Origin of the sequence: Blastococcus sp. VKM Ac-2987 (assembly GCF_026967805.1) — a bacterium.
In the GTDB taxonomy this organism is placed as follows: domain Bacteria; phylum Actinomycetota; class Actinomycetes; order Mycobacteriales; family Geodermatophilaceae; genus Blastococcus.
The window spans coordinates 494,249-507,256 of the sequence record NZ_JAPVBG010000003.1 but is presented as its reverse complement, the minus strand read 5'-3'; the positions used below and the strand labels follow the sequence as shown (position 1 = coordinate 507,256).

General features: G+C 77.4%; 7 protein-coding genes and 1 pseudogene. 3 read left to right on the top strand and 5 right to left on the bottom strand.

The features are described from left to right. Positions 1-2: 2 nt before the first annotated feature. Positions 3-803, bottom strand: a complete 801-nt coding sequence (locus tag O2W17_RS17660) for a class I SAM-dependent methyltransferase (RefSeq protein ID WP_269193753.1) — start codon at positions 801-803, stop codon at positions 3-5. Then, a complete protein-coding gene (locus O2W17_RS17655) occupies positions 800-1,540 on the bottom strand; it encodes a class I SAM-dependent methyltransferase (protein ID WP_269193752.1) in 741 nt (246 codons plus the stop codon). The genes O2W17_RS17660 and O2W17_RS17655 overlap by 4 nt, the downstream gene beginning before the upstream one ends. Before the next feature lie 142 nt (positions 1,541-1,682). On the opposite strand from O2W17_RS17655, the gene O2W17_RS17650 reads away from it, so the two are divergent. Then, complete coding sequence (locus tag O2W17_RS17650) at positions 1,683-2,927, top strand: acyltransferase family protein (protein WP_269193751.1); 1,245 nt, start codon at positions 1,683-1,685, stop codon at positions 2,925-2,927. A gap of 920 nt (positions 2,928-3,847) precedes the next feature. On the opposite strand, the pseudogene O2W17_RS17645 reads toward O2W17_RS17650, so the two are convergent. Next, positions 3,848-7,066: pseudogene (locus O2W17_RS17645) on the bottom strand (alpha-(1->3)-arabinofuranosyltransferase domain-containing protein); the annotation flags it as partial. A gap of 43 nt (positions 7,067-7,109) precedes the next feature. After that, positions 7,110-8,093 carry a DUF3068 domain-containing protein gene (locus O2W17_RS17640; RefSeq protein ID WP_269193750.1) on the bottom strand — a complete coding sequence of 328 codons (984 nt, stop codon included), beginning with the start codon at positions 8,091-8,093 and terminating at the stop codon, positions 7,110-7,112. 415 nt (positions 8,094-8,508) lie between these two features. Between O2W17_RS17640 and O2W17_RS17635 the strand changes: the two genes are divergently transcribed. Then, the gene (locus O2W17_RS17635; protein WP_269193749.1) at positions 8,509-9,879 is read left to right on the top strand and encodes a glycosyltransferase family 4 protein; all 1,371 of its coding nucleotides are present in this window, start codon (positions 8,509-8,511) and stop codon (positions 9,877-9,879) included. Here O2W17_RS17635 and O2W17_RS17630 read toward each other — a convergent pair. Beyond that, positions 9,771-11,534, bottom strand: a complete 1,764-nt coding sequence (locus tag O2W17_RS17630) for a hypothetical protein (RefSeq protein WP_269193748.1) — start codon at positions 11,532-11,534, stop codon at positions 9,771-9,773. The two genes, O2W17_RS17635 and O2W17_RS17630, sit on opposite strands and share 109 nt — an antisense overlap. A gap of 65 nt (positions 11,535-11,599) precedes the next feature. On the opposite strand from O2W17_RS17630, the gene O2W17_RS17625 reads away from it, so the two are divergent. Then, positions 11,600-12,886 (top strand): hypothetical protein, encoded by a 1,287-nt coding sequence (locus O2W17_RS17625; RefSeq protein WP_269193747.1) that lies wholly within the window; start codon positions 11,600-11,602, stop codon positions 12,884-12,886. Positions 12,887-13,008: the final 122 nt, after the last annotated feature.

Genomic DNA, 13,008 nt, shown 5'->3' with positions numbered 1-13,008 from the left:
GGTCAGTAGGGGTCGTACGGCGAGTCGTGCCCGAACAGCCGGGCCAGCGGCCGCAGCCGGAGCCGGAGCAGCACCTTGAGGAAGACGTTGCGGGTCCACCACGGCAGCTCGCCGAGGATCCGCAGCCGGTCCTCGCTCGACGGCCGGCCCACCCGGAACAGCGCCATCGAGCCCACCCGCCGCTCGTAGCGCAGGTGCCGCCCCGGCAGCACGTGGCGCAGGATGCCGAGGGTCACCCCGATCGACGAGAAGCTGTCGTGCACCAGGACCGGCGCGCCCTCCGGCAGGTGGGCCCGCCAGGCGAGGTCGTCGGAGAAGGTCCAGTAGTCGTGCTTGCCGTCGATGTAGAGGAGGTCGATCGGCCGGTCCCAGGTCGGGCGGACCCGCGTCGAGTAGTCGTCCACCAGCTCGACGGTGTCCTCCACCCCGGCCCGCGCCACGTTCGCCCGGAAGTCGTCGCGGGTCCGGCGCCCGCCGAACAGCCGCCCGTCGACGAACGGGTCGATGGCCACCAGCCGGCCCCCGCGCGCCCGGAGCGCGCGGCCCAGCACCACCGTCGACCGTCCGCGGTGGCTGCCGATCTCCACCGCGGTGCCGCCGGCGGGGACCGACCGGACCTCCTCGCACAGCAGCTCGGCCTGGCCCCGGGTCAGCCAGCCGGGGATGTCGTCCGCGATCGCCCAGACATCCGGGAAGGCCTCGTCCGTGGACGCCGGTCCGGCCCCCGGCCCGGAGGCGCTCGGGGGACGGTCCGGGGCGCCGCGGTGGTGCGGCGGCGACGGGGACGGCTCGGGCCCGGTCACCCGCCGGCCTTGCGGACGACGTAGCGGCAGGCCCGCCAGTTCGTCGCCCGCTCGTCCATGGGCAGCGCGGCCAGGAGCTCCCCGCCGGCGGCGGTGACCAGGGCGGCCATCCGCTGCTCGGGCACCCCGGTCATGCGCATCGGCGCGGGGTACCCGAGGACGCGGCGCTGCAGCCAGGCCACCACCGGGAACGGTGCGGTGCGCCAGACGACCCCGCGGAGGGTCCACTGCGGCCGGGTGGGGCAGTGCAGGACGGCGACGCCCCCGGCCCTCAGCACCCGCAGGAACTCGCCGACGTAGGACTCCAGCGCCGGGCGCGGCAGGTGCTGCAGGACCCGCTCGCTGTAGACCAGGTCCACGCTGCCGGACCCGATCTCGCGCAGGTCGCTGTGCTCGGTGAGCAGGAAGGTGCAGCGGCCGCCGCTGCGGTCCAGGCGGCGGGCGGTGTCGAGCATCGGGGCCGAGACGTCCACGCCCACCACCTCGTCGGCGTGCTGGGCGAGGGCCTGGCTCAGCCGCCCGGCGCCGCAGCCGAAGTCGAGGACCCGGTGCCACCGCACCGGCAGCCCCAGCCGGGCGAGGTCCTCCCGCGAGCGGGCCACGTCCTTGCGGCCCAGGGCGAGGAACTCCTCGACGTCCCAGCGGCCGCCGCGCTTCCCGTCCTCGACCAGCACCGCCCAGAGCGGGTCCTCGGCCCCCAGCCGCGTCCAGTCCCGCCGGACCTGCTCCAGGCTCATCCGCCACCCTCCTCGCCGCCCCGCCGCGCCCTACCGCCGCGCCGGGGCGTCACCCGGCCGGACGACCGGGACGCCGCACGCTACCTGCCGGTAACCGGGCGTTCCATACTCTCCCTCGGACAGCCACCGAACGGAGGACCGAATGACCGCATCCGCCGCCCTGGAGGGCGGCCCGGAGGCGCGCGTCGAGCGGGCCTTCCCCTGCCTGGACGGGATGCGGGCGATCGCCGCCGGCGCGGTGGTGCTGACCCACGCCGGCTTCTGGACCGGCGGCTACACCCCCGACCTCACCGGCCACCTGCTGAACCGGCTCGGCGTCGGCGTGGCGATCTTCTTCGTGCTGTCGGGCTTCCTGCTCTCCCGGCCGGTGTTCCTCGCCGCCGTGGAGCGCCGTCGCGCGCCGGGGGCCGCCGCCTACCTGTGGCGCCGGGCACTGCGGATCCTGCCGGCGTACTGGCTGGCCGTGGCCGCCGCCCTGCTCCTGCTGCCCACCAACCGGGGGGCGGACGCCCGGACCTGGGTGGAGCACCTGACGCTCGTGCAGCTGTACACCGGGCGCTTCGGGGACGGCCTCAACCACACCTGGAGCCTGTGCACCGAGGTGGCGTTCTACGCCTGCCTGCCGCTGCTGGCCGGCGGGCTGGTGCGCCTCGCCGCACGCGACCGGTGGCGCCCGGCCCGCGTGCTGGCCGCGCTCGCGGCGCTCACCGCGCTCTCGCTCCTCGCGGTCGCCTGGAGCTCCGTCCTGGTCGGCGGCACGGCGGAGCTGTGGCTGCCCGCGCACCTGGGCTGGTTCGCCGCCGGCATGGCGCTGGCGGTGCTCAGCGTGAGCCCGGCGGACTGGCGGCCGGTGCAGGTGGCCACCGCCCTGGGAGCGGACGTGTGGACCTGCTGGGCGGGCGCCGGCGTGCTCTTCCTGGTCGCGGCGAACCCGCTGACCGGCCCGGTGCTCGTCCTGCCGTCCACGCCGGCGGAGGCGGTCCTGCGCAACGTGCTCTTCCTCGGCGTCGGCACGCTCCTCGTGTGGCCGCTCGTCCTCGGCGACCAGGGCGCCGGACGCACCCGGCGGCTGCTCGCCGGCCGCCCGGTCACGTACCTGGGCGAGATCTCCTACGGGGTGTTCCTCTTCCACCTGCCGGTGCTCGCGGGCGCCTACGCGCTGTTCGGGTGGCAGCAGTTCACCGGGAGCCTGGTCCTGGTCTTCCTCGCGACCTGGCTCGGTGGCGCCCTGGTGGCCGCGGTGGTCTACCAGCTGGTGGAGCGGCCGCTGCGCCGGTGGCGGTTCCTGGTCCCGGACCGGCCGGTGACCGACCGGGACCTCCCGTCCGGGAGCACGGGCAGCAGCGCGGCGACCACCGCCGCCAGGGCGACCGCCGCCGACGCCTGACGCCACGGCTCCGTCGCGACGCCGGGGGCCAGGAGCAGGACCGCGCCGGCGGTGAGCATCCCGGCCGCCGCGACACCGGCCAGCAGCGCCCCGCTGCGCCGGCGCGCCAGAGTGGCGGCACCCCCGAGGAGCACCGTGGCGCCGAGACCGACCGGCCCGGCCAGGAGCAGCATCGCGCCCAGGCCGGTCCCGGCCACGACCAGGCCGCGGCCGCGCCGGGACCCGGCGGGCGGTCCCGCGCCCCGGACCGGGAGGAGTACCAGCAGCACGAGGACGGCGACCGCACCGAGGCCGCCGAGCAGCACCGCCCGGTAGGCGGGCCCCGGGGTGAAGTCGAGGCGGACCTCACCCGGGGCCCCGGCCGGCAGGAGGTAGCCCTGCTGCCAGCCGTCGACGGTGACCTTCTCGAGCCGCTCGCCGTCCAGGCGCGCAGTCCAGCCCTCGTTGACGTTCTCCGGCACCACGAGCAGCGTCGGCTCCTCGCGCGCCGCCACGGGGACGACCCGGTGCTCGGCGTCCCACCGGGTCGGGCCGGCGGGGGTCCGGACGCCGGCGTCCGGAGCGCCGGCCACGTCGGTCAGCGTGGCCGCGTCGACCGCGAAGGCCGCCGTCGCGGTGGCGCTGAACGAGTGCTCCCCGGTGGCCAGCCGGCCCGTCTCCGGTGACCCCTCGCAGACGGTGACCGGCACCGGCGCGAGGGACCGCAGCCCCGCCAGCGTGGTGACGACCTCGGTCTGCCGGGCCACGCCGTCGACGCTCACCACCGGGCCCTCGCCGCACGGGACGGTGACGGCGGTGCCGGGGTCGGGCGGGGCCAGCCCGCCGATCTCGAGCTCGCTGACGCCGACCCCGAGCGGCGCCCGCATCCGGGTGTAGGGATCGAAGGAGTCCAGCCCAGCCGCGAGCGGGAAGGAGAGGGTCACCTCGTCGGTCACCACCGGGGCGAAGGTGGCGACGCCGTCCTCGTCGAGCGCGAGCAGCGCCTCGTAGAACCCCCCGGTGCGCAGGACGACCGCGGTGGGTGCGGCCGCGGCGGCGTCCTCGTCGAGCTGGACCCGGATGCGGTCCAGCGTCCGGGGACCGTCGAACCGCACCGTGATGGCCGGGGCGTCGTCGTCCCCGGCGGCGGTCCAGGTCGTGGCCGGGTCGCCGTCGACGGCGGCCAGCACCCCGCCGCGGGGGTCCGGCACCGCGGTGCTGGTCGCCGAGACCTCCGCGTCGAGGCCGGCGACCTCGGCGATCAGCGCGTCGAGCGGGTTCCCCGCCCGCGGTACGGCCGTCACCGCGAGCTCGTAGGCGGCGGGCTCGGCGACGGTGAAGACCCGGTCCAGCCCACCGGGCTCCTCGGCACCGGCGACCAGGGCGGCCCCGCAGCGCGGCCGGCCGGCTGGGTCCGCGACGCACCCCGACGTCGCCGGGTACGCCGTGTCGAAGGCGTAGGCGGCGACCGCGCCCGTCGGCGCCGGGGTCACCAGGGACCGCTCGACGACCAGGCCGGGCACCCGCACCTCCGCCAGCTGCAGCGCGGGTGGGAAACCGTCCTCGACGGTGGCCTCCAGGCGGAGCGTGCGGGTGGCCCCGGCCGGCAGGAGCAGCCGCTGGGGCTCGGCGGTGGCCGCCAACGGCACCGTGCGCTCCCCCGCGTCGGTGCGGACCACCAGGCTGTTCGGTGGCCGGTTCGACGGGTCGACGGCGAGCACCACGGTGATCTCGGTCGCGGTGATCGGCTCGTCGGCACGCACCTCCCACCACGCCGCCTCCGGTGGCCCCAGCCGGCCCGCCGGGCGCCAGGCCGTCGTCACGTCGCCGTCGAGGGCCGCGTAGGGCTGGTCCTCCGGGTGGACCGGCCCGTACGTGTCGGCGTCCGAGCGTGCGCTGGAGGCCCGCACGGTGCCGCCCGCCAGCCGGACGACGCTCTCGGCCCGCTCCAGCCCCTCGGTGAGGTAACCCCGCACGGGGGCGTCCAGCCGGAGCGGGGCGTCGGCGGTCAGCGCCGCCGAGGAGGCGTCGTCGATCCGCCCGAACGTGCGCTCGCGCCGGACGAGGGCGTCGCTGACCATCGTGGGGAGCTCCGCGGCGGCGTCCTCCTCCCCGGGCAGCAGCGCCGGCCGCCCGGGGAGGAGACCCCGCTCCTCCAGCGCCAGCACGCCCTCCGGGCCACCCAGCACCGTGACCGCCCGGTCGAGCGGCGTCGTCCACGCCACGGGAGCGGCGCCCTCGACGGCGTAGACCTCCACGGCGCGCCGCTGGAGGGGAAGGCCGGCGTCGAGCGTGACCCCGAGGACGGTGGTCTCGGCGGGCACCCGCGGCCCGAAGGCCGCCACCCGGTCGATCCCGGGTGAGTCGGCGAGCGCGCGGTGCACCAGCAGCGGCCGGGTGGCGCCGGCGGCACCGGCGTCCAGGTCGTTGCGGACGACCAGGTGGGAGATCCCCGAGCGGGCCAGGTACCGCGCGAGCCCGGCCGACCCCTCGCCCCGCTCGAGCGCCCCGCCCACCGCGTCGAGCATCCGGATGTGGCCGGCGGGGGTGAACGGGATGGCGTTGCGCACCTCCCACGGTGCGTCCGCCAGTGGCTGCATCGGCTCGTCCAGGGTGGTGCCCCAGGAGTAGACGGCGAACGAGGAGGCGGGGAGCAGGAGCGCCCGGCCGTCGGGATCGCGCTCCGCCAGCCAGTCGGCCGTCGCCTGCCAGTACCCGGGGACGGACACCGCCCCGCCGGGCGCCGTGAGCCGCCCCGCCAGCGCCGGTGACGCCGTGCCCAGCAGGGCCAGGACGAGGACGGCGGCGACCCCGCGGACCGCCCGGGCGGCCCACGCGTGCCGGGCCGGGCGCCGGGCCGAGGCCCGACCCACGAGCACCGCGCCCAGGTGGGTGAGGGCCAGCACGAGCGGCAGCCGCAGCACCGGGTCCCACTTGTGCACGTTCCGCAGCGGCGCCAGGACACCGTCCAGCGCGTCCTGGAGCGGGCCTGCGGCGACGCCCTGGACGGTGCCCACGTGGCCCGCCGTCACCAGCACCGCTCCCCCGAGCACGCCGAGCACCAGCCACCGGCGGTGCGGCAGGCCGCGCAGGGTCAGCGCGGCCAGCCCCGCCGCCGCGAGGACGACGGTCGCCACCACCGGCACCGGGTCCTTGACCAGCGACCACCCCGCCGGCCACTGCGGGCCTCCGGCGGTGGCCAGGTAGGCGACCCAGTGCGACGTCCCCCGCAGGGTCTGGGTGAGCTCCGTGGGGATCGTGGTGGTCGGCGCCGCCTCGATGAAGTCGAGGAACGGCGGGCTGAAGCGACCGAGGAGGAGGAGCGCGCCGGCCCACCAGGCGGTGGCCAGGCCCACCGCCACCACCCACCAGGCCATCAGCCGCCGCCGGCGCGGCCCGGCGGGCCGGGTCAGCAGCCAGAGCGCGGCGAGCGGGAGGACCGCGGCGGTCGCGACGGCGTTGACCCCGCCGACGCAGAAGACGGCGACCCCGGACAGGGCGGCCGCCCGCCGTGGGGACCCGCGGGTGGCCCCGGTGACCAGGGGGACCAGCACCCACGGCGCCAGCGCCATGGGGAGCACCTCGATCGAGACCGCCCCGAGCCCGGTGATCATGCGGGGGGCCAGCGCGTACGCCAGCCCGCCGAGCAGGCGCACGCCGGGCGTGCCGATGCCCAGGCGCTCGGCCAGGGTGACGCACCCGAGGAAGGCGGTGCACAGCAGCGCGGCGACCCACAGCCGCTGCACCACCCACGGCGGCAGCCCGATCGAGTCGCCCACGCCGAAGAACGGCCCCATCGGGAACAGGTAGCCGTACGCCTGGTTCTGCACCTGGCCGGCGAAGCCCTTCGGCTCCCACATGTGCAGGGCGCGGCCCAGGAAGCCCCACGGGTCGACGAACAGGTCCAGCTTGGTGTCCGCGACGATCCGGCCCGGCTGCTGGGCCAGCGCCAGCCCGACGAGGCCGACGCAGACGACGGCCAGCCGCGCCCGGTGCACCAGACCCGGCTCCGGCGGTCCGCCCGGCGCGCCGGTGGAGCGGCCGGTCCGCGGCGGCCCGCCTCGCCCGGCCCCGGGGACGCCCTCCGCCCGGCCTCCGGCGACCGCGCCTGCCAGGGCAGCGGACGACGGTGGTGCCGGGCGGGTCAGCGGTGCTGCCATGGGGAGCCGGGGCGGGGAGCGGGACGACCCCGCCCCCTACCGGTCAGCGGACCTCGGCCACCGGGTGGGACTGCTCCTCGACCGGCTCGTACCGGTGCTGCGGCTCCCGCCGGGGCCGCAGCCCGAGGACCGCCCCGGCGATCAGCAGCACGAGGCCGAGGACGGCGAGCGCGATCGGGCCGTAGACCTCGACCCACATGATCTGCGAGCGGGTGTCCTCGGCCCGCTCGACGCCGGCGGCGATCGTCTCGTCGGTGGCGGCCACGTCGGCGGCGAACCAGGTGACGCCACGGGTGCCGTCGGGCCCGGTGACGACGGTGTCGGGCTGCTCCTCGGCGGTCACGACGACGCCGCTGTCCGGCTCCACCCAGAGCGTGCGGGTGTTGGAGTAGACGAAGTCCGCCTCGACGCTGGCCTCGTCCGGGGACCCGGCGAGCGCGCCGGGTACCCGCTCGGTGCGCACGACGGTCTCGGGGATCTGCTGCTCGAACCGGTAGACGGTGAGCCCGCCGAGCTCCTCCTCGCCCACGTAGCGGGCCGGGAAGGTCTCGCCGGTGGTCGGGTTGAAGACGTCGTAGTCCCGCTTCTCGGTGCCGAAGGGGAAGGTCACCGTCAGGCCCTGCGGCTCCGCGGCGTAGTCGCCGTCGATGTTGGCCGTGTTGCAGTCGGAGAGCCCCTCGGCGGTCTTCCGGTCCAGGCAGGCGGTGTACTCGCCGATGTTGACCTGGTTGCCCTCGCTGTCGCTGATGACCGTGCCGACGTGCCAGACCGCGACGTCGTCGCCCGCCGCCTCGTCGGCGGGGTCGCCCTGCACCCGCTGCGCCACGGTGCCCGTGCCGCCCTCGACCTGCTCCATGTCCGCGAGGCTGAACCAGCTCAGGTCGCTCGCGACGGCGGTGGGCTCGGCGGTCTGGTCCAGCGGGAGCTTGACCAGGTCCGGGGCCAGGACCAGGCGCACGGCGACAGCTGCGGCGAGGAGGAAGGCGCCCAGGCCGATCAAGCTCAAACTGACGGCGCGACCACGCATGCGGGGGGCTCCTCAGGTCAGCGCGACGGCTCCGGTGGCGTCGCGGCGTCGACACCCTACTGGCCGGTAGGCCGACAGGGAACAGCTCGGTACGTACCCGTACCACGACCGTGTGACCGGCGTTCCGGACGACGCCGGGAATGGCCGGTACAGCGACGTACCAGCCGGCCGGTGCACCACCGGGGTATTTCCGGGCCCGGACGGTAACAGCGGGTACCGACCCGACCCCGCTCGTGCTCCTCAGCCGGGCCGACGGTGAAACACCTGGTGACGACGGCGGTCGGGGTCTCCGGACCCCGGACGGGGCGGGCGGCGGGCGAGCAGCGGCACTGCGCCGGCGGACGACGCATTTCCCGCGCACTCACGAACGGGTGACGACGGCGGAAGGGGGTTTACCGGCAGGTACTCTGCCGCGATGCCCATTCGGTCAGCGCCGATCGATGTCCTCTTCCTGAGCTGGCGCGACGCCTCGCACCCCGAGGGCGGCGGGTCCGAGCGCTACGTGCACCGCATGGCCGAGGGGATGGCGGCCCGCGGGCTGCGCGTCGTGCTGTTCTGCGCCGCCCACGACCGCGCCCCGGCCGACGAGGTCCTCCGGGGCGTCCGGATCGTGCGCCGGGGCGGTCGGCTGGGCGTCTACCCCCGGGCCATGCTGCACGTCCTGCGGTCCCGGCCGCGGGTCGTCGTCGACGTCCAGAACGGGCTGCCGTTCTTCAGCCGGCTGGTCACCCGCGGCGCCGTCGTGGTCCTCGTCCACCACGTCCACCGGGAGCAGTGGCCGATCGTGTTCGGGCCGAGGGCCGGCGCGCTGGGCTGGTGGATCGAGTCGGTGCTCGCCCCCCGGCTCTACCGGCGCAGCCGGTACGTCACGGTCTCCGGAGCGACCGCCGAGGAGCTCGCGTCGCTGGGCGTCGACCCGGCGCGCACGACGATCGTGCCGAACGGGCTGGACGCCCCGCCGGCCGTCGACGTCCCGCGGTCGGCGGCGCCGCGGCTGGTGGTGCTGGGCCGGCTGGTGCCGCACAAGCAGGTGGAGCACGCACTCGAGGTGGTGGCCCGGCTGCGCGGCCGGTGGCCGGGGCTGCGGCTCTCGGTGGTCGGCGAGGGCTGGTGGGAGGAGCGCCTGCGCGAGGAGGCGGACCGGCTCGGGATCACCGGGCGGGTGGACTTCCACGGCTACGTCGGGGAGCGGGAGAAGCACGAGCTGCTGGCGCGGTCGTGGGTCCACCTGTGCCCCTCGGTGAAGGAGGGCTGGGGCCTCGTGGTGAGCGAGGCGGGCGGCCACGAGGTGCCGACGGTGGGCTACCGCTCGGCGGGTGGCCTGCGCGAGTCGGTGCTCGACGGCCGGACCGGCATCCTGGTCGAGGACCTGGACGGGCTGACCGAGGCCGTGGACGGCCTGCTGCACGACGATGCCGCCCGGACCGCGATGGGCCGGGCGGCAGCGCGGTACGCGGCGTCGCTCACGTGGCCGGCCGGCGTGGCCACGTTCGCGGCCGTGCTGGACACGGCCGCGGGCGGCTCAGCTGCGGGAGCCGTAGTCCAGGACGTCGATGGGGGTGTCGTTCCCCTGCGTGGCGGTGCGGTCGGGGTCGGCGACGGCGGAGATGCCGGCGACGACGGCGATGCCGAGCCCGGCACCGACGAGCAGGGCGACCAGCGCACCCGTGAGCGACTTCATCCCGGTACCCGCTTTCGTAGAGGGGGACGACGGCGCGTAACCGTAGACGCCCCGGCCATGATCCACAACGCCGCTCCCCCGACGATGCCCAGCGCACCCGCGTGAGCCAGGGTCACCGCGGTCACCCGGACGGGGTGCGGGCGCGGCCCGTCCACGGCTCCGGGGACGCGGTGCAGCGTGAGCGCCGGCCCCTCGTGGACGACGGGCAGCGCACCGATCGCGCCGGGCACGGGTGGTCCGGGCGTGCCCTGCTCGACCAGCACCCAGCCGATGCCGAGAGCGGCCAGCCGCGGCGGGTCGTCGACCGCCGCGCCCGCCGTCCGCGCCCGGAGGTCCTCGCCGGGCACCGCACGCCCGTCGACGACCAGCGCGTCGTCGGCCACCGTCGGCCGGTCGAGCCAGCGCGAGGCCGGGTCGTAGAGCGTCCGGCCGTCGTTCCAGCCGAAGGCGCGGTAGGCCCCGAAGGGCAGCACCAGCACGTCACCGGGGCGCTCGTCGGCCGCGAGCAGGTCCCGGACCCGCTGCCAGTCCGCCGGGTAGCCGACCGGCTCGAGCCGGCCCGCCACGCCCCAGGCGAGGTCGGGCAGCGCCACCACGGGGAGCAGCAGCGCGGCGGCGAGCACGGCACGACCGGCCGAGGCCCCGCCCCGCTCCCCCGCCCGGTGGGCCAGCTCGCGGGCACCCGCGCCGGCGCCCACGGCCAGGGCGAGCGCCCACCAGGCCGCCCACTTCTGACCGTCCCGGAGCAGGCCCGCCCCGGGCACCTCCCGGACGAGGAGTTCGAGCAGCCCGGCCGCGGCCGGCGCCGCGGCGGCGCAGGCCAGCGCCAGGCCGACGGCGCCGAGCAGCAGCAGCCCTCGCCCGGCGCCGCGCCGCAGCAGCACCCGCCAGCCGACGGCGGCGAGCCCTCCGACGGCGAGGGCCAGCAGCGGCGCCGCGGGCGAGGACCGGCTCGCCGGGGCCGCGTCGGCGTTCCAGATGCCGCCGGTGCCCAGCACCGAGAGGACGGTGCCTCCCCAGCCCTCCGCCCGGGCCGCGAAGGCGGCCACGCCGGCCGGGTCGGAGGCCCCGCCGGACGGGTGCAGGAGGCCGGCGACGAGCCACGGGAGCGCCAGCAGGAGCAGCGCCGCGCACGCCAGGAGCAGCCGGCGCCCACGGAGCACGGCGACCACGACGCCCGCGGCCAGCAGCGCGCCGGTCGGCGAGAGCGCGGCCGGCGCGGCGCAGAGCACCAGCCGGGCGAGCGCCCGCGGCTCGCCGGCGCGCAGCCGGAACGCGGCCCGCGCGACCCAGGGCAGCGCGGCGAAGCCGAGCAGCAGCGTCCAGTGGCCCATGAGCAGGCGCTCGGCCAGGTACGGGCTCCAGCCGTAGACCAGGCCGGCGACCAGGCCCGCTGCGCCCCGCCGGCCGTCCGGGCCGGCCGGCACGAGTCGGGCCGCCCCGAGAACGGCGAAGTACACGATGCCGAGCAGGACCAGCTTCTGCACCAGGTCCCCGGGGACGACGGCGGTGAGCAGCCCCATGACCGCGTCGACCGGGACCGCACGCGGCAGCGTGCCGCCCAGCCCCAGGGCGTCGAGGTCGAGGTCCTGGCGCGGGACGAACACCATGTCCCGCAGCAGCACGAAGCCGGGCGCGAGCGCGGGCGCGGTGACCAGCAGCGCCACCGCCGCGGCGAGCAGGCGGGCCGGCCACGGCGCCGGGTCGGGACGCGTCCACCGGTCGGCGTCCGGGCGGGCGGGCGCGACCGTCGCGTCCATCGGCACCTCCCTGCCCTCCGGTGGCACGGCGGAGCCGACCGACGACGGAAGAGTAGGACCTGACCGTGGCCGAACCGCTGACCCCGGCGGGGACGTCCTCCGTCGCGCCGGGGACGTCCGGCCGGTTCCTCGCCTCCGCGGCCGTGGTGTCGGTCGCGTTCCTCGGCGTGAACGCGCTGAGCTACGTCTTCACCGTGGCGGCCGCCCGCGGCCTCGCCCCGGCCGCCTACGGCGAGCTCGCCGCCCTGCTCAGCCTGCTGCTCGTCGGCTCGGTGCCGGCGACCGGCGTCCAGACGGCGGCGGCGCTCCTCCTCGGGGGCCGGCCGGCGGCACCGGGCACCCTGGCGCGCCTGCACGCCACCGCGTGGGTGGTCGGGCTCGCAGTGTGCGCCGCCGGGCTGCTGGCCGCCGCGCCGGTCCGCGCCGCCCTGCACCTCCCGGGCGCGGCCGGGCTGCTGTGGCTCGTGGCGATGCTGCTCCCCCACACGCTCGTGCAGGGGTACCAGGGGCTGCTGCAGGGGTCGGGCCGCTACCGGCGGCTGGCGGTGGTCACCGTCGGCTTCGGCGTCGCCAAGGTGGCCGGTGGCCTGGCCGGGCTGCTGCTGGGGAGCACGCCGGCCGCGGCGCTGGCCGGGATGACCCTGGGCGCGTCCGTCGGCGCGCTGGCCGGGTGGGTGGGCGCCGGCCGCCCGGGCCTCGCCGGACGGCTGGGCGGCGCCCCGGCCGCCTCGGCCCGCGCGGCCGGCGCCCTCCTGGGCTTCGTCGTCCTGATGAACCTCGACGTGCTCCTGGCCCGGCACCACCTGCCGGCCGCGGCCAGCGGCGAGTACGCGGTGGCGGCCATCGTGACCAAGGTGGCGTTCTGGCTGCCGCAGGGCGTCGGGGTGGTGCTGCTGCCCCGGCTGGCCGACGCCGCCGGACGGCAGCGGGCGCTGCCGTGGGCCCTGGCGGCGGTGGCCGGCCTGGGCGCGGTGCTCACGCTGGGCGCGGCCGTCCTGGGCGGCGCCGCGCTGCCGCTGATCGGCGGCGCCGCCTACGCCGGCACGCTCGGGTCGGCCGTCTGGGTCTTCGCCGCGCTGGGCACCCTGCTCGCCCTCGCCCAGCTGCTGCTCTTCTCCGGCATCGCCACCGCCGACCGGCTCGCGACGGTCGCCGTGTGGACGGCCGCCGCCGCGGAGGCCGCCGTCGTCGCGGCGCTGGCCGCCTCCGGCCGGCTGTCCCTCGTGGCCCTGGCGGGCACCGCGATGCTCGTCGCGGGGGCTCTCGTCGTCACCGGCGTGGTGCGGCTCCGCCGGGCCCGGCGGGTCCCGGTCCAGGCCGGCCCGGGCGCGGTCCCCGCCGCGGGAGCGTGAGCCACCCCGCCGGGTGATCACGACTACTCCCGGGCCGAACAGGGCAGGAGCAGCGGCGTCGCCGGTCGGCCCCGCTGCCGCGGGGAGGCCGACCGCACCAGTCCACCCGAGACGAGAGGAGC

Coding starts and splice junctions, on each gene's coding strand:
- O2W17_RS17655 (WP_269193752.1), bottom strand. CDS start 1,540: ATGAGCCTGGAGCAGGTCCGGCGGGACTGGACGCGGCTGGGGGCCGAG.
- O2W17_RS17650 (WP_269193751.1), top strand. CDS start 1,683: ATGACCGCATCCGCCGCCCTGGAGGGCGGCCCGGAGGCGCGCGTCGAG.
- O2W17_RS17640 (WP_269193750.1), bottom strand. CDS start 8,093: ATGCGTGGTCGCGCCGTCAGTTTGAGCTTGATCGGCCTGGGCGCCTTC.
- O2W17_RS17635 (WP_269193749.1), top strand. CDS start 8,509: ATGCCCATTCGGTCAGCGCCGATCGATGTCCTCTTCCTGAGCTGGCGC.
- O2W17_RS17630 (WP_269193748.1), bottom strand. CDS start 11,534: ATGGACGCGACGGTCGCGCCCGCCCGCCCGGACGCCGACCGGTGGACG.